The 15,965-nt window shown below is 71.1% G+C and carries 17 protein-coding genes; 11 read left to right on the top strand and 6 right to left on the bottom strand.

The features are described from left to right. Positions 1-26 precede the first annotated feature (26 nt). A complete protein-coding gene (locus tag OHT51_RS20210) occupies positions 27-1,439 on the bottom strand; it encodes an FG-GAP and VCBS repeat-containing protein (RefSeq protein ID WP_328880330.1) in 1,413 nt (470 codons plus the stop codon). 123 nt (positions 1,440-1,562) lie between these two features. Next, complete coding sequence (locus OHT51_RS20205; protein WP_328880329.1) at positions 1,563-3,050, bottom strand: FG-GAP and VCBS repeat-containing protein; 1,488 nt, start codon at positions 3,048-3,050, stop codon at positions 1,563-1,565. A 353-nt stretch (positions 3,051-3,403) separates the two neighbouring features. Here OHT51_RS20205 and OHT51_RS20200 point away from each other — a divergent pair, with 353 nt between their 5' ends. The 4 genes from OHT51_RS20200 to OHT51_RS20185 are packed head-to-tail and all read left to right on the top strand — an operon-like array spanning position 3,404 to position 6,399. Next, positions 3,404-3,709 (top strand): hypothetical protein, encoded by a 306-nt coding sequence (locus tag OHT51_RS20200; RefSeq protein WP_328425435.1) that lies wholly within the window; start codon positions 3,404-3,406, stop codon positions 3,707-3,709. Between the two features lie 9 nt (positions 3,710-3,718). Beyond that, entirely contained in the window at positions 3,719-5,020 is a 1,302-nt protein-coding gene (locus OHT51_RS20195; RefSeq protein ID WP_328880328.1) for a hypothetical protein, read from the top strand. Next, the gene (locus OHT51_RS20190; RefSeq protein ID WP_328880327.1) at positions 5,017-5,769 is read left to right on the top strand and encodes a hypothetical protein; all 753 of its coding nucleotides are present in this window, start codon (positions 5,017-5,019) and stop codon (positions 5,767-5,769) included. Before OHT51_RS20195 ends, OHT51_RS20190 begins: the two co-directional genes overlap by 4 nt. A 12-nt stretch (positions 5,770-5,781) precedes the next feature. Then, a complete protein-coding gene (locus OHT51_RS20185; protein WP_328880326.1) occupies positions 5,782-6,399 on the top strand; it encodes a hypothetical protein in 618 nt (205 codons plus the stop codon). 13 nt (positions 6,400-6,412) lie between these two features. Here OHT51_RS20185 and OHT51_RS20180 read toward each other — a convergent pair whose 3' ends face one another. Next, positions 6,413-7,735: an FG-GAP repeat domain-containing protein gene (locus OHT51_RS20180; protein ID WP_328880325.1), complete on the bottom strand. Its 1,323-nt coding sequence runs from the start codon at positions 7,733-7,735 to the stop codon at positions 6,413-6,415. A 224-nt stretch (positions 7,736-7,959) separates the two neighbouring features. Here OHT51_RS20180 and OHT51_RS20175 point away from each other — a divergent pair, with 224 nt between their 5' ends. Further along, entirely contained in the window at positions 7,960-8,652 is a 693-nt protein-coding gene (locus OHT51_RS20175; protein WP_328880324.1) for a DUF5701 family protein, read from the top strand. 93 nt (positions 8,653-8,745) lie between these two features. Beyond that, positions 8,746-9,231, top strand: coding sequence for a MarR family winged helix-turn-helix transcriptional regulator (locus OHT51_RS20170; protein ID WP_328880323.1), 486 nt, complete (start codon positions 8,746-8,748; stop codon positions 9,229-9,231). Between the two features lie 111 nt (positions 9,232-9,342). Here OHT51_RS20170 and OHT51_RS20165 read toward each other — a convergent pair whose 3' ends face one another. Further along, positions 9,343-9,993, bottom strand: coding sequence for an FMN-dependent NADH-azoreductase (locus OHT51_RS20165; RefSeq protein WP_328880322.1), 651 nt, complete (start codon positions 9,991-9,993; stop codon positions 9,343-9,345). 155 nt (positions 9,994-10,148) lie between these two features. On the opposite strand from OHT51_RS20165, the gene OHT51_RS20160 reads away from it, so the two are divergent. Beyond that, on the top strand, positions 10,149-10,817 hold the full coding sequence (locus OHT51_RS20160; protein ID WP_328880321.1) for a nitroreductase: 669 nt from the start codon (positions 10,149-10,151) through the stop codon (positions 10,815-10,817). Between the two features lie 37 nt (positions 10,818-10,854). Here OHT51_RS20160 and OHT51_RS20155 read toward each other — a convergent pair whose 3' ends face one another. Next, entirely contained in the window at positions 10,855-11,358 is a 504-nt protein-coding gene (locus tag OHT51_RS20155) for a GNAT family N-acetyltransferase (protein WP_328880320.1), read from the bottom strand. 110 nt (positions 11,359-11,468) lie between these two features. Here OHT51_RS20155 and OHT51_RS20150 point away from each other — a divergent pair, with 110 nt between their 5' ends. The 4 genes from OHT51_RS20150 (at position 11,469) to OHT51_RS20135 (ending at position 15,529) form a co-directional block, all read left to right on the top strand. Next, positions 11,469-12,050 (top strand): Chromate resistance protein ChrB, encoded by a 582-nt coding sequence (locus tag OHT51_RS20150; RefSeq protein ID WP_328880319.1) that lies wholly within the window; start codon positions 11,469-11,471, stop codon positions 12,048-12,050. A 44-nt stretch (positions 12,051-12,094) separates the two neighbouring features. Next, positions 12,095-13,267, top strand: a complete 1,173-nt coding sequence (locus OHT51_RS20145; RefSeq protein ID WP_328884381.1) for an MFS transporter — start codon at positions 12,095-12,097, stop codon at positions 13,265-13,267. Between the two features lie 542 nt (positions 13,268-13,809). Continuing rightward, positions 13,810-14,427: a dihydrofolate reductase family protein gene (locus OHT51_RS20140; protein WP_328880318.1), complete on the top strand. Its 618-nt coding sequence runs from the start codon at positions 13,810-13,812 to the stop codon at positions 14,425-14,427. Between the two features lie 382 nt (positions 14,428-14,809). Beyond that, positions 14,810-15,529, top strand: coding sequence for a DUF2637 domain-containing protein (locus OHT51_RS20135; protein ID WP_328880317.1), 720 nt, complete (start codon positions 14,810-14,812; stop codon positions 15,527-15,529). Between the two features lie 18 nt (positions 15,530-15,547). Here OHT51_RS20135 and OHT51_RS20130 read toward each other — a convergent pair whose 3' ends face one another. Continuing rightward, positions 15,548-15,853 (bottom strand): zinc-ribbon domain-containing protein, encoded by a 306-nt coding sequence (locus OHT51_RS20130; RefSeq protein ID WP_328880316.1) that lies wholly within the window; start codon positions 15,851-15,853, stop codon positions 15,548-15,550. Positions 15,854-15,965 lie beyond the last annotated feature (112 nt).

Genomic DNA, 15,965 nt, shown 5'->3' with positions numbered 1-15,965 from the left:
TGCCGTATCCGGGAGTTGACGGTGTCTCACTGGGCGATCACCGAGCCGAGGTTGTTGCCGGCGTTGAGAGCGAGGCCGGCGACGGTCAGGCCCTTGGCGCCGGAGGTGGTCAGGCCGGTGGACGTGCCGCGCAGGGTCCAGACGCCGCCGGAGCCGTTCTCGCCGTCCACGCCGATCGTGAGGTCGGCCTTGCCGTCCTTGGTCACGTCGGTCAGGTCGACGGCGGAGCCGAAGCGGTCCCAGGTCTCGGCGTCGCCGGGGACGCCGGCCGTGTTCTGGGTGTAGGACTTCGCGCCCTTGGTGGTCAGACCGGAGGCCGAGCCGAACAGCACGGTCACCGAGCCCGCTTCCTTCGCCGAGCCGATGTCCTCGCCCCAGGAGCCGACCACGACGTCCGCGAACCCGTCGCCGTTGATGTCGCCGGTGCTCAGGGCCGAACCGAAGGAGTCGTCCGTCTCGCCGGAGCCGGGGACGCTGGTGGAGTCCTGGTGGACGACGGTCGGCGTCTGCGCGGGGTCGGGGCCGTTCGGGCCGCCGTACCAGACGGTGATCTGGCCGCCCTTGTGGCCGCCGGGCTTGTCGGCGTTGGGGTCCGAGGAGTCGCCGAGGACGAGGTCCCCGTAGCCGTCGCCGTTGATGTCGGCGACGGAGCCCGCGAAGCCGTCGGCGTTCACCAGCTCGGAGAGCTTGTACCCGGTGGCGGTGTGGCGGTAGTAGAGGATCTCGCCGCCGGAGTCGCCGTCCACGCTGAACGGGTAGACGCGCTCGGCCGCGCCGTCGCCGCTCAGGTCGCCGGCGATCACTTCGAACGTCGTGCCGAGCTCGCCGACGCCGTAGTGGCTCAGCGGACCGCCGGTGCGGGTGAACGGGCCCAGGTAGAGACGGGTGTGGTTCTGGCCGGTGAGCGTCACCTCCGTGTCGCCGTCACCGTCGAAGTCCCCGGTGGCGATGCCACGTGAGAAGCCGCCCCACTCGGCGATCGTGGACGGCTGGGGCAGCCCCTTGCCGCCGGACAGACCGGACTTGGAGCCCCACAGCACGGTGCCGGAGCCGACGCCGTCCCGGTCGCCGATGCTCTCGCCGGAGGAGCCGACGACGAGGTCGGAGTAGCCGTCGCGGTCCAGGTCACCGGAGGCGAGGGAGGACCCGAACAGGTCCCCCGACTCGGCGGTGCCGGGCACGCCGGGGGAGTTCTGGGTGATGACGGCCTTCTTGGTCGCCGAGACGCCCGACGACGAGCCGTACAGCACGACGACGGCACCGGCGCACGACGCGGAGCCGACATGGGTGCACGCGGCGCTGACGGCCACGTCGCGGTAGCCGTCACCGTTGAAGTCGCCGGCCAGGCCCGACGGGGCGGCGGAGGCGGTGGCGGCGGGCAGCGCGGTGAGCAGGCCCGTGGTGAGGGTGGCGGCGAGGAGGAGGGGGCGCTTGCGCAAGTGGGTGCTCCTGGGAGGAGGGCCGGGCCCGCGGGGGACGGGCCCGGCCGTTCACGGGTACGACGGCCGGGTGCCGCCGTACGGGGATGCAGGCCGGACGACTGCACGGCCTGCCTGCAGGACTCAGTCCGCGAAGACCGCGCCGAACTGCGGGGTGCCGGTCGTCGAGAGGCCCGAGCTGCTCGGGGCGACGGTGCGCGAGCCGGACGTGGTGATCTTCGTGCCGTTGGAGGGCAGGTAGGTCAGGCCTCCGTTGCCCTCGTTCTCGTACGAGCCGAGGACGAGGTCCGCCTTGCCGTCGCCGGTGACGTCGTCGAGCTTGACGTCGGCGCCGAACAGGTCGTTCTTCTCGTCGTTGCCGGGGACGCCCGCGGTGCTCTGGGCGAGGCCCTGGACGCCGGAGACGGTGTCGATGCCGCTCGCGGAGCCGTACAGGACGGTGACCTGGCCGGTGTTGGCGACGCCGGCGATGTCCTCGTTCGGGGAGGCGACGACCAGGTCCTGGTATCCGTCGCCGTTGACGTCACCGAGGTCCAGGTCCCAGCCGAAGCCGTCGCCCTTCTCCGAGGTGCCGGGGACGTTGCCGGAGTTCTGGGTGATGCCGGAGGTGCCGGCGGGCCCGGAGGCGGCGCCGTAGGTGATGTTGACCTTGCCGCCGTTGGAGGCGTCCGGGACGGGGGTGCCGTCGGTGGTGGTGCTGTCCCAGCCGGCGCCGCTGACGATGTCGCCGTAGCCGTCGCCGTTGATGTCGCCGATGGCGGTGATGATGCCGGGCTTGAGGACCTTGGCGGAGGCGACGCTCAGGCCGCTCGCGGTGCCGGGCACGAAGTAGTTCTGGTTCCAGCCGTAGTCGGTCTGGGTCTCGTACCCGTCGACGATGAGGTCGGTGCGCTTGTCGCCGTTGACGTCGCCGGCGGTGAGGCTGAGCGGGCCGTAAGGGAAGTCGTTGGTGCCGGTGTGGATGGGCGGCTTGACGGTGTAGCGGCCGCCGGGGGTGCCGGTGGCGTTGAAGCCGCCCTTGAAGACGTGGATCGTGCTGGACGAGTTGCCGACGGCCAGGTCGGCCTTGCCGTCGCCGTCGAAGTCGCCCGCGGCCAGGTCCTTGCCCCAGAAGTCGTGCGACGAGGGAGCCGGGTCCGTGACGGTGACGCCCTTGCCGGTGAGGCCGCTCGCGGAGCCCCACAGGACGGCGACGCCGCCGCCGTTGGTGTCGGTGCCGACCTTCTCCCACGGGGCGGAGACCGCGAGGTCGTCGTAGCCGTCGCCGTTGAAGTCGGCGTACGCGGACTCGGCGCCGAAGCCGTCGCCCGCCTCGGCGGTGCCGGGGGAGCCGGCGGTGTTCTGGCTGATCGTCGTGCGCTTCGCGGACGACACGCCGGTGGCGGTGCCGTAGAGCACGACGACCTGTCCGGCGCCCGCACGGCCACTGACGTAGGAGCCGTGCGCGGAGGCCACGACGTCGCCCCGGCCGTCACCGTTGAAGTCGGCGGCCGGTACGTGCGCGGAGTCGGCAGCGGTCGCCGACGTGGCCGTCGCGAGCGTGAGCAGACCGCCCGTCACCGCGGCCGCGGTGGCCGTCGCGAGGGCGAGTCTCAGGTGGTGCTTGTGCATGCGGGTTCTCCTGCTGCATGCGGGGGATGCCTGGCGGACATCCGCAGTTGATGGGGTGCGACCGCCCGTGTTCTCCGGGAGTTGACCTCGGGTTCACGGGGTGGTCGGCGATCAGGAGACTCGCGGTGGCGTGTGAGGGTTGTACGTGAGTTCGAGAAACTTCTGAGGTCCCCGGTGCGGCCCGCCGCCCGCGATTCCGGTCACTTCCCGCGCGTTCGCCGAGGTGGGGCGTTTCGTGCGGATTCCGTGACCCCTTGGGGGTCCCTTCACCCCTCCATGGCATCATCGGGCCCATTCGGCCACCGGCTGTCGTTTGCCGATGCGACTGCGAAGCGTGAACGGGGAGAAAACGCGTGGGGGACCACTTCAAGACCGATATCGATCAGCTTGCCGCGTTCACCAAGGACCTCAACGGCGCCCACGAGTCCCTTGAGCAGGTGCGAACCGCGCTGCAGCACGTGCGGTCGGACCAGATCGGGACGGCGGAGCTGGACGAGGCCTGCGACACGTTCCAGGAGCGCTGGAAGTACGGCAACGAGCAGATCCGCGAACGCATCGGCAAGCTCACCGAGGGGCTCCAGAAGAACACGGACAACTACCGCGAAGTGGAGACCTCCCTGGAGGAGAGCTTCAAGCGGGCAGCGGCTGCGGGGAAGTGACTGATCGCAATGGCACAGAATCCCTACGCCCACCTCGGCTGGAACCCCGTACCGGGCGAGCCCGGCGAGGTCGAGAAGCTCCGCACCCAGCTGGTGAACTCGGCGAGCGCGCTGCAGACGGCGTACCAGAAGATCGACAAGCTGCTCGGCGAGTCCAGCTTCTGGGAGGGCGACGCCGCCGTCGGCTTCCGTGAGGCCCTCGACGGCGATCTGCCGAAGTACATGAAGGACGCCCACAAGTCGCTGACCCTGGCCGCGGGCCACCTGGGGAGCTGGCACGGCGGGCTGACCGGCCGGCGCGAGCTGGCGCACAAGTACGACGTCGAGGCGGCCGACCACAAGGGCGACCTGAAGACCGCCAACGCCCGGCACGACACGGCGAAGCAGGACCCCGACCTGAAGCTCGCGGGGCAGACCTTCCAGGAGGGCCCCGAGCTGGAGTCCGCCCAGGCCCGCCTGAACGCCGCGAACACCCGGCTCAGCGATGCCGTCACCGCGGTGAACAACGCGCAGGGCGCCCTCGACGACGTACTGCGCAAGGCGCGCGAGCTGGAGGGGACGCACGAGGCGGAGGCGCGGGACCTCGCGAAGAAGCTGAAGGACGCCACGAACGATCTGGCACCCGAGGAGCCGGGGTGGCTGAGCAAGGCGCTCAGCTGGATCGGGGACAACCTCACCAACATTTTGAGTGTGCTGGCGGCGGTGGCGGGGTTGCTGGCGTTGTTGTGCACGGGGCCGTTCGGGATCGCCATGCTGCTGGCGGCGGGTGCGCTGAGCCTGGCGACGATGGGGTCCCGGCTGGCGGATCCGAAGGTGCGGGCGTCGCTGGCGGACGGCTTCACCAAGGGTGAGTTCGACTCCGACTTCTGGGAGAACTCCATCGGCCTCGTCGGCGACGCGCTGGGTGCGGTGCCGGCCGTGGGTGCCGTCACGCGCGGCCTCAACGGGGCGATCCGGTCGACCCGTTTTGCGAGCGAGTCGGTGAGCGTGGGCCAGTTCCTCGGCCGGTTCGGCGACGACACCGTCACGGCCGCCGGACGGCTGATGCCCGCCACGACCGACGCCGGACCCATCGGAAACCTGATCGTCCGGGGCGTGGGCGGCGGCGAAGGCCTCACCAAGGCGCTGGCCTACGCCTCTCCGATCGCCGGCGTCGGGACGGCCGGCTTCGGCCTCGTGGCCGACCAGATCGACGCGCTCAAGCCCGGCAAGGACGGGGCCACGGGTGTCGACGGCGGCCGCGCGGGCCTCTTCGACGCGCCCGGTGCGCTCGGCCCGATCCAGGCCACGCTGCGGGCGGTGCTGCGATGACGGAGCAGACGGAGCACGCAGCCGAGAGGCCGCTGCGCCTGGTCATCGACGACTCGGCCCGGGACAGCAGCGCAAAGCTCTGGTACGCGCTGCCCGACGGCTATCTCGACGTACCGCTCGAAGCGCTCGATCCGGCGCCGGGAACCGAGTACGAAGAGCAGTTCGCGAACGTCATGGCCCTGATCCTGGCCAGTGCGCCCGAGGACCAGCGCGACCGCTATGTGGGCGCGCTGCGGGACATGCGGTTCATGGTGGGGCAGATGCGCAGCGAGGGCGTCATCGGCTGCTCCCTCGGCATGCACTTCGCCGGCGACGGCTCCTCGGCCATGTCCACGGTCACGGTCGCCCTGCGCGACGTCGAGTGGGCGCCCCCGAAGCTCACCGCGGTCCGGGCGGTCTCCCTGCGGGAGAGCGCGGTGAACGTCAAGCTCCTGACGCTGCCCGGCGGTCGGCCCGGCTCGGTCAGTGACACGCTGGTGACCACGCCGGCCATGGCGGGGATGCCCGCGCAGGACCTCTACCAGTGCGACGTGTACATCCCCGCGCCGTCCGGTACGCAGCTGGCGGTCCTCACACTGAGCACCACCTCGGTGTCCGCACGTGCGCACTACCGTGAGTGGATGGAGGCCATCGCGCACACCGTGGCCTTCCACGACCCGTTGCCGGACATCGAGCGGACCGTGCAGGGCGACGGACCGGACGCGGACCGCGACGGCATCAACACCACCATCACGGCCGACTTCGGATGACCAGGTGAGCGAATGAGTACGTACTCGACGCAGAGCGGCTTCGACGGCCCGGTGGCGTGGGACACGCCCGGCACCACCAGTGGCCTGGCCCGCGCGGTCGCGGCCCGGTTGGCCAAATGCCTCGGCTGGGTGGCCCTTTGGTGGGCCGCGCTGTATGTCACGGTCGTCCTGCTGCCCGTGGCGGCCGTGGTGCCCATGGTCCTGGTGCTGGCCGTGCTCGTGTTCAACGCCGTGTTGTCACTCAGCCGGCTCTTCCGGTTCTGGCGGGTGCTCCGAATCCTGCGGGTCTATCCATGGCGGCAGCAGCGGGGTGCCGTCCGGATCACGAAGGGCAAGGATGCGGTCTTCGTGCTCCCGGATCCCGACAAGCCCGAGACGACGGTGTCGCTGAAGGCGGCTGCCGGACTGTTCAGGTCTCTGACCCGCGAGGCCATGAAGGACTACGACGAGGAGCTCTGGTACGCGGGCGACCCGCGCTTCGCCTGCGTGGTGGCCAAGCCCGGTCTAAGGGGACTTGGCTACCTTGCCCAGCCCACCGCCTACAACCACCGCACCTCCCCCCGCCGCAAGGGCCTCAGCCCCGAAGCCCGCCGCCGCGCCCGCGCCATCGGCGCCCGCGTGGCCGACTGACAGACCACGCCCCCTACGACGCCAGGAACTCCGAGCTGGAGAACCGCACCGACGGCTCCGCCGCCACCAGCCCCTTCTTCACGCCCGGATACACCGCCACCGTGTCCTTCGTCTCGCCGACATACGTCCGCACCACCAGGTCCGCCCGCCCGTCCCCGTCGAAGTCGGCGGCCGTCACGACGCGCGTGGTGCCGCGGGCAGGCGGCTTCACCGTCACCATGCCGGCCGCCGTGAGTCCTGCCGTACGGCCGCGGAGGATCCGCAACTCGCTCCCGCTGGACAGCAGTTCGCTCAGCCCGTCGCCGTCGAAGTCGGCGGCGTCGAGTACCGAGCCGGGGGTGGCGAGGGTGCCGCGGGCGGTGGCTGCCGGGAGGTCGTAGCGCACGGACGTTCCGTCCATCGTGCCGATCGCCGCGTCGAGGGCCGCCTTGCCCTTGCCGAAGGTGCCGAGGGCCACGTCGATGCCCGAGGGGAGGACGGCGCCGGTGCGGGTCGGTCCGTTCGGGCCGCCGAGGACGAGGGACGATGTGCCCGCACCCTCCGTCGTACGGACCACCAGGTCGTCGTACCCGTCGTCGTTCACGTCGGCCGCCGGGCCCCTGGGGGCGTTGCCGGGGGCCTCGATGGGGGCGCCCGCCGCACGTGGGGCGCCCTTGCGGGTGAACGGGCCCCGCAGAAAGCTCAGTTGGCCGCCCGAGGCGTGGACGACGAGGTCCTGCGCGTCGTCGCCGTCGAAGTCGCCGCACACGGGCTGGTCGGGCCAGTCCTTGCCGGCGCGGGCGCGGGCCGGGATCACGAGCTTGACCGCTTTGCCGGTGAGGCCGTTCGGGGAGCCGTAGAGGATCTGCAACGGCACCGGGGGCTGCCCCTGGCCGTCGTAGGGCGGGTCGGTGGAGACGACCAGGTCGGTGAAGCCGTCGCCGTCCAGGTCGCAGGTCGCCTCCGCGTCGAAAGCCGCCGGGAGCTGGCCCTTGGTCGGGGCCGCCTGGCGCCGGGGGCTCAGCAACTGCCGCGCGCCCGGCGTCAGTCCGCGCTCGCCGCCGTAGACGATGCCGATGCCCGCGTCGTCGGCGTGGGCCTGCGCCTTGACCAGGTCGTTGAGGACCAGGTCGCGGTGGCCGTCGCCGTTGAAGTCGGCGGGCGTCTTGCTGCCCTTGCCGTGCGGGATGGGCAGCCGGGCGGGGGCGTCGGCTATGTGGACGGGGGTGTGGCGGGCCGGCTCGGCGTCGTCGTGCGGGGTGGGGCCGCAGGCGGTGAGGGGGAGGGCGAGGGCGCAGAGGGTGGCGATCGTGCCGGTCCCGGCCGCTCTGCACTTGCCGGTTCTTCGCGCGCGCACCGCTCACCTCGTCAGCACCTGGGGCAACAACTGGGTAATGATGCACGCGTTCGAGATGGGGCGACAGACCTGTGCGGGGATGGGGTGGGGGTGATGTGCGGTCTGGCCGAAAGTGCCCCACCGTGCGCGGGAACGATTTCGGCAGCCCCCGTCGTTGAGCCCAGGCCGCTGTTGCCGAACCGCGAACGAAACACCGAGAGCCGAACCGCGAACTTAGGAGGACCGTGCCCGAAACCTCGTCCGACGCCATCCTGACCTCCCTCCCGCCGCTGACCGCCCAGGCGGCGCGCCTGATCGAGCTCGGGGTGCATGAGCTCGCGGGGATATCGGCCGACGAGCTGTGCGCCTTCGCGGAAAGCGCCGAGAGTCGTGCAAGCGATGAGAGCGGCGGCGATGTCCTACTCGCCGTCCACCCCGACCGAGCCCCCGCGTCCGCCCTCGCCCCGCTGCTCCGCCGTGACGGCAAGCCCGGCTTCGTCGTCGTCGACATGCCCGACGTCGATGACTTCGTCCCTGACACCGTCGAGCTGCCCGACGCGCCGCTCTACGTCGTCACCGGCCTCGACCGCGGCGACCGCATGGCCAACTGGAGTCCGGAGGAGGCGCTGCCGGCCCTGACCGCGGAGGGGCGCAGTCCGCTGCTGCTCCACGAGGGCATCCACTGGGTGCTCCAGCAGCCGCCGATCCTTGAGCGCAACCGCTGCTTCATGACCATCGGCTCCCGTCTGCGCAAGCCGAACGGCACCCTGGACGCCCGGACTCCGGCGATCTGGATCAGCAACGGCACGGGACGCGACGGCCGCGAGCGGCGCAATGCCCCGAAGGTCGGCTGGTGCTGGTGGGGCAACCGTCACACGTGGCTGGGGTTCGGATCGGCGACGGGCCGTGGCAGCGGGGTTCAGCGGCAGGAGCCGTAGCCGAGTTCCGAGTCGTAGCCGCATGCGGAGGCGTAGCCGCATTCGTTTCAATTGATACCGTTTCGAGTGAATCGGCGGCTGTAGTGTGGCCTCATGCCCGCCGACGTTCCCGCTGTGCCCGCCGCCTCGCGTGCGACCGACCGCCCCGGTGACGGGTCGCCGTTCGCTCTCGGCCTTCTGCTGCGCCGGGCGCACTGGCGCGCGCAGACGGTGATGACGGAGGCGCTGCGGCCGCTCGGCATCGAGCTGCGGCATTTCGCCGTGCTCATCGTGCTGGTGGACCGCGGGCCCACGGTGCAGCGGGACCTGGCGGCGGCCACCGGGACGGACAAGGCCGGAATCATGCGGGTCGTGGACGACCTGGAGCGCAAGGGGCTGGCCGTGCGCAAGGCCGTTCACGGAGACCGGCGGGTGCGGGCGGTGGAGATCACGCCTCAGGGTATCGAGCTCTTCGACGCGGCCCACGTGGCGGCCCAGCCGCGGGCCGAGCGTCTGGTCGGCGGACTGCGGCCGGGCGAGGCCGAGCAGTTGAGGGATCTGCTGACCCGGTTCGCCTATCCGGCGGACGGCGAGGCCTGAGCGCACCTTCGCACTCGCCGACCGGTGTACGCGCTGACCGGCGTACCCGCCGCTCGGCGCATCGCAGCGCGCCCGTCGGCGAGTACGCCGCTGGCGTCCCTGACAAAGGCGTTACGCGGCGAGGCGCTCCGCGAGTTCCTTGGCCTTGGCGGCCGCGTCCGCGAAGGCACGCGTGCGGGAGGCCTCGTAGAGGGGGACCAGTTCGGACATGGCCGGGTTGCGGGGGGCCATGGTGAGTTCCGGGACGATGAAGTCGAGGTCCAGACCGAGCGTGCGCTTCAGGACGACTTCCAGGTAGTTCTGCACGAACTCGAAGCCCTCGCGCGGGGTCCCCGGTGCGTACGAGCCGCCGCGGCTGGCGATGACGGTGACCGGGGTGCCCTGGGCGGAGGGGTTCTCGCCCGCGGTGCGGCCGAGCAGGAGCACGTTGTCCAGCCATGCCTTGAGGGTCGACGGGATCGAGAAGTTGTGCATCGGGGCGCCGATCAGGACTGCGTCCGCCGCCTCCAGTTCCTCGATGAGCTTCACCCGCTCGGCGAACGCGGCGGACTGCTCCGTGGTGCGCTCCGACGGGGCGGCGTAGCCGGCGGACCAGGCGGTGGCCGTGATGTGCGGGACGGGATCGGCGGCGAGGTCGCGGTAGATCACCGCGCCCTTTGGGTGCTGCTCCTCCCAGGCGGTGCGGAAGGCGGCCGCGACCGAACGGGACGAGGACGCCTCGCCCGGGAGCACGGACGAGTCGATGTGCAGCAGCGTGGCCATGGGCTTTCTCCAAGGGGGGCGCCCGAGGCGGGGGTCGCCGGGGGCTGACGGGCATGGCTTGAGATCGACCATAGTTAAACACGAGACAGTATCGAATGATACCGTCGCGACTGCAACGGAGACGGGCGCAGCGAGCAAAGAGGAGGCAGGCGACCTTGGACGTCTACGAGGCGGTCACGAGCCGACGGGCCGTGCGCGGGTTCACCGATCGGCAGGTCCCGAGGGAGGTGCTGGCCCGCGTGCTGACCGCCGCGGCATGGACCCCGTCGGCGTCGAACGTCCAGCCGTGGCACGCCTATGTGCTGACCGGTGCACCGCTGGCCGAGCTCAAGAAGCGCGCCGGCGAACGCGTGGTTTCGGGCGACCCCTGGGACGAGCCGGAGTACGAGCAGTACCCGCCCGATCTGAAGTCCCCTTACCGCGAGCGCCGGTTCGCGTTCGGCGAGCAGCGCTACGGCGGACTCGGCATCCCACGCGAGGACTTGGAGGCTCGCCAGCGGGCCGCTGCCGCGAACTGGGACTGCTTCGGCGCGCCGGCCGCCCTGTTCTGCTACCTCGACCGTGACATGGGCCCGGCGCAGTGGTCCGACGTCGGCATGTATCTGCAGACCGTCATGCTGCTGCTGCGCGCCGAGGGGCTGCACAGCTGCGCGCAGATGGCGTGGGCGAAGTACCGCAAGACCGTCGCGCAGGTGCTGGCGCCGCCGACCGAGCTCATCCTCTTCTGCGGCATGTCGATCGGATTCGAGGACGTCACCGTGCGGGACCCCCGCACGGGCCGGGCTCCACTCGACGAGACGGTCACCTTCGTCCCCGGCGGCTGACATCGCGCCAAGTCCTGGACGCCCGACGGCGACACCGCTACGGCGACCGGCTCCCCCGGCCCCCCGCACCGGCCGCTCCGGTCGGCTCGCGCACCATGAACATGTCCACCGCATCCTCGGTCTCGACGGTGAACCCGTGCCGCTCGTAGAGCCGTCGGGCCGGGCTGCCCTGCAGTACGTTCAACCGGACGAGGACACCGTCGCGGTCACAAGGCTCCATCAGTTCGCGCAACACGTCCGAACCGATACCCCGGCCCTGGAGATGCGGGGCCAGGTAGAAGTGTTCCAGCCATTGCTCCTGCGACCGCCCCGGCCATTGGCCGTCCTCGGCCGGTCGCAGCGCCACGCAGCCGGCAAAAACCTCACCCGTCTCGATCACCCAGGTGTGCGCCGGGTCGAATCCGTCCCGCAGCCGCTGCCGCACCCGGCGCTCGTCGTAGCGTCCGAGCCGCTCCAGATCCGCCCGCAGCACCACGGCGCGCAACTCGGCCACCGCCTCGACGTCGTGCGCTGATGCCGGCCGAAGCCCCCAGTCCGCCATGATCGCCACGCTATCGCGCAGGGCTCCGGCCGGCGTCAGAGGTCCGTCGCGCCGTTCAGTGAGGCGCCGTGGGAGACGTCGTGGATGTAACGGCTGCTACATTCGCTCATGTGACCGATGTGACTGATGCCACCGCGCGCTGGATCGTCCTTGTCATCAAGGTTCCGGCCGAACCCTCCCGGCACCGGGTTGCCGTCTGGCGTGAGCTGCGGAAGATCGGTGCGCTCTCGCTCGGGCAGGGCGTGTGGGGCGTACCGGACGTGCCGGTGTTCGGCGACGGGATCGCCCGGGCGCTGGGGCTGACCGAACGGGCCGGGGGCGAGGCGGTGTCGTTGGCGGCGACCGGGCGTGGCGCGCAGGACGCGCAGCGGTTGAGGACGATGTTCACGGCCGCCCGGTCCGCCGACTGGGCCGAATTCCTCGCCGACTGCGGCAAGTTCGAGCAGGAGCTGGCCAAGGAGATCCGCATCGCCAAGTTCACCCTGGCCGAACTGGAGGAAGAGGAGCAGTCGTTGGAGCGGCTGCGCCGCTGGCACCGGGATCTGACGGCCCGGGACGTGTTCGGCACCCCCGAGGCCGCGACGGCCGGCGAGCGGCTCAAGGGCTGCGCTGCGGCCTGCGAGGACTACGCCGAACGCGTCTTCGCGGCTCTGCATCAGACTCCGGTGTCCGAGGAGGGGACGGGCACTTGACCGCGACACCGGCGCCGGCCCGACGAGCCGCCCCCGCCCACCAGATGTGGCCCCTGTACGCCGCCGGCTTCACCACCGCCTTCGGTGCGCACGGCATCGCCGCCAGCCTCGGCGGTCACTCCGACGACGCGGTGACCTCTCTGCTCGTCCTGGGCGGCCTGCTCGCCCTGTACGACGGCGCCGAGGTGCTGCTCAAGCCGCTGTTCGGGACGCTCGCCGACCGAGTCGGAGCCCGCCCGGTGCTGCTCGGCGGCCTCATCGCGTTCGCGCTCGCCTCCGCCGCCTACGTCGTCGCCGCCAGCCCCGGCTGGCTGTGGGCCGCCCGTCTCGGTCAGGGTGCCGCGGCCTCCGCGTTCTCGCCGTCCGCCTCCGCGCTGGTCGCCCGGCTGAACCCGGCCGCCAAACACGGGCGGGCATTCGGCAGTTACGGCTTCTACAAGTCCATCGGCTACACCCTCGGCCCGCTCCTCGGCGGGGTACTGGTGTGGGCCGGCGGGCTGCGGCTGCTGTTCGCGGTGCTCGCGGTGCTCGGTGTGGCGGTCGCGCTCTGGGCCGCGGTAGCCGTGCCGCACGTACCGCCGTTGCCCAAGCAGCGACAGACCGTGCTGGACCTGGGCCGGCGCCTGGCCGACCCGGCCTTCCTGCGCCCGACGACCGCGCTGGCCGCCGCGACCGCCGCCCTCTCCGTGGGCGTCGGCTTCCTGCCGGTCTCCGGCGCCGCCGCCGGACTTGGCACGGTCGCGACCGGCGCGGCGGTCTCGGTGCTGGCGGCCTGCGCGGCCGTCGTACAGCCGAAGGCCGGGCGGGCCCTGGACGAGGGCCGGCTCACCGTCCGCACCGGCCTCACCGCCGGGCTGACGACCACTGCGGCGGGGCTGGCCTGCGCGATGCTGCCCGGCCTGGCCGGGATCCTCCTCGCCGCCGCCCTGATCGGCATCGGCACCGGCCTGATCACCCCGCTCGGCTTCGCCGCGCTGGCCGCGTCCACCCCTGCCGAACGGCTCGGCCAGACCATGGGCTCCGCCGAACTCGGCCGCGAACTCGGCGATGCGGGCGGCCCCCTCCTGGTCGCAGCCGTCGCCTCCCTGGCCACCCTCACCCACGGCTACGCCGCCCTGTCCCTCCTCCTGGCCACCGGCCCCGCCCTCACCCTCGTCCTCGCGATTCGGCGGCGGGCCACGCGCAGTGTCGTACGGGAGTCGTCCGGCGGGGGATGAGCCGGCGCGACGACGGCGCGTGGGCCTGAGGGGAGAACGTCCGAGGGGCGAAGGGCCCGCGGGCCGCGCCCCGGCGTGAGCGTCGGCTCGGCCCGGGTCCTTGCTGCTCGGCGGCTGGTCACGCGTGGAGTCCTCCGGGAGCCGTCCTGGTCGGGGATGAGCAGGGGCGCGGAATGAGGCCCTGAGGGGGCAGTGGCGGAGGGCCCGCGGGCCGGGGCCCGGGGTTGCCGCAGGCCCCTTGTCGTCGCCGCCCGGCGGTGGGCGCACGCAGCGGCGGGCGGGAACGGTCCGGTAGGCGATACGTGCCTCCCTGACCCCGCCGCCCAGCACACCCCCCTCGGGTCGGTCCCATTGCCTGCCCCTGCCTGACCACCCCGGCCCCCGCCGCCAGGTGCCCAGCCGCACCCGCCCCCGACGCCCTACCGCCGTCCGCGAGCCCTCCAACCGATGAATTCCCGCACCGCATGAGGTCAAAGGGGGTACAGACGTCCAACGTGCCCCGGGCAGGACATCCAGGGCCCCGAGCGGAAATGGTGTGTGCGATGAAGGTGACGGTGCAGGAGTTTCTGTCGCTGGACGGTGTCTCGCAGGGGCCCGGGTCCCCGGAGGAGGACCCCAGCGACGGGTTCACGCAGGGTGGCTGGTTCGTGCCGTACGCGGACGAGGAGTTCGAGCGGCTGGTCGGCACCTGGCTCGGGGAGGCGGACGGGTTCCTGTTCGGGCGGCGTACGTACGAGAACTTCGCCAGGGACTGGCCGAAGATGACCGACCACCCGAACGCCGGGCCGCTGAACGGCCTCCCGAAGTACGTGGCCACCCACACCCTGACCAGGGCCGACTGGGACCCCACCACGATCCTGTCCGGCGATGTGCACGCCCAGGTGGCCGAGTTGAAGCAGCGGTCGGGCAGGGAATTGCAGATCCACGGCAGCGCGCGCCTCGCGCAGTCCCTGCTGGCCGCCGGGCTGATCGACACGCTGCGGCTCGCGATCGCCCCGGTCGTGGTCGGGCAGGGCCGACGCCTGTTCCCGGCCGGCGGCGCCCCGGCGGGCCTACGGCTCGTCAGTCAGCAAACGACAGCCGGCGGACTCTCCGTGCACGTCTTCGAGGCGGCGGGACTTCCGCGGTACGGGACCTATGGGGCCGCGCCCCAGTCGTGATCGCCGTCTCGCGCGGCCACCACGGGTACCTCCAGGTGGGCGAACCGCTGTGACCTGCACGGACCAATGCAAACGGTAATCGTAAGTCCCTCGATAACACCGCGCCATAAATTGTCGTTGGATATTTTAGATAATCACCGTTGACGCATATTCCCCCGAATGCCAGATGTCCTGCCCTGTCCGGTGCTCGTTAGGTGGGCGTGACTTGGCATGAAAAACATGCAGCTGAGGCTCGTCCGCTCCGCTCGCTTCAGGCAGCTGATCAGACCACTGCGGAAGGCATCACGCACTGCTCGGATCTGCTTGAGGACTTTCTGAGAACCATCAGCCGGATGGAGAGCGAATATCTCCGGGCCACGATGGAAGGGGAAAAGTTCTAGCAATGAGGGCCGACTATGACGCGGTAGACGAACAGCCTCTTTACACTCAGCAGCTCGACATGCAGAACCTCTGGCATGTCCCCGATGCGACGATCTCGTCGCCGGGCGGCTGGGACCTGGACGAAGAGCTGGCCCAGATGCTGAACACCACGCAGGGCATCGATCTTTCCGCCGCTCCTGTTCCCGCTCCTGCTCCGACCCCGCCTCCGGCAAACCGTGACAGGCCCCCGCCCCGCCCGGTCCATCGAAAGCGGCCTCAGCCCAGCAATCACATCCTTGCCGGAAACCCAAAGATCTTCACCGTCGGGGTCCTGGTCACACTCATCACCCTGTGTGCGGTCACGATGCTCACCTGGTCCATTTCGTATTCGTACGATCAGCTGCGCTCCATCGCGCTCCTCGTGGTGTCGCCGAATCTGGCCCATTGGTGGCCGTTGACGGTCTACGGACCGTGGCTGCTGGCGGGTCTGTCCATCCTGCGGGCTTCCGTTCAGCGTCGGACGGCCCGGCGTTCCTGGGCCGTCATGCTGATCTCCTCGGGCACCGCGGTGGCGTTGTGCATCGGCCAGTCGGCGCATTCCCTGCTGGCGATGGTGGTCGTCGGAATTCCGCCGATCACCGCCCTGGTCTGCTTTCGCGAACTCGTCGGACAGTTCTCGTCACGGCCCGGCCCCCGGCATGCCGCCGACGCGATGAACGGACCCAAGCAGCCGAAGCCGTAGGCCGAAGCCGTAGACCGATCAGGACTGGTACGGCTGCTGCGGCTGCCCGTACGGCTGCTGACCGCCGTGGGCGCCGGGCTGTCCGCCGGCGGCGGCCTGCGCCTGCAGCTGCTCCGCCTGCTCGCCGGTCACCTTCTGTTCCGCGCCGCAGAAGGTGCACTGCGTCGCGTACTTGGTCGAGACGGGGAACAGCGGCACGAAGAACAGCGTGAACTTGGTGACGCGCTTGCGCAGCGTGTGCGCGGAGGGGTTGCCGCACTGGCCGCACACCAGCGTCAGTATCGCCAGTTGGTAGAGGTAGCCCTTGGTGCCGAAGATGATCACGATGTGGTCCTTCCGGAGCGGGTTCTGCCGCAAAAGTACAGCGGTCGAGCGTACGGCGACGCCCCCAGGCCCTGCGGGGCGTGGGGGCGTCGGACTGCCGTAGGACTGCCGT

Source organism: Streptomyces sp. NBC_00299, from assembly GCF_036173045.1.
Lineage (GTDB): Bacteria > Actinomycetota > Actinomycetes > Streptomycetales > Streptomycetaceae > Streptomyces > Streptomyces machairae.
The sequence above is the reverse complement of the archived record's forward strand: the minus strand, read 5'-3'. Positions and strand labels throughout refer to the sequence as shown.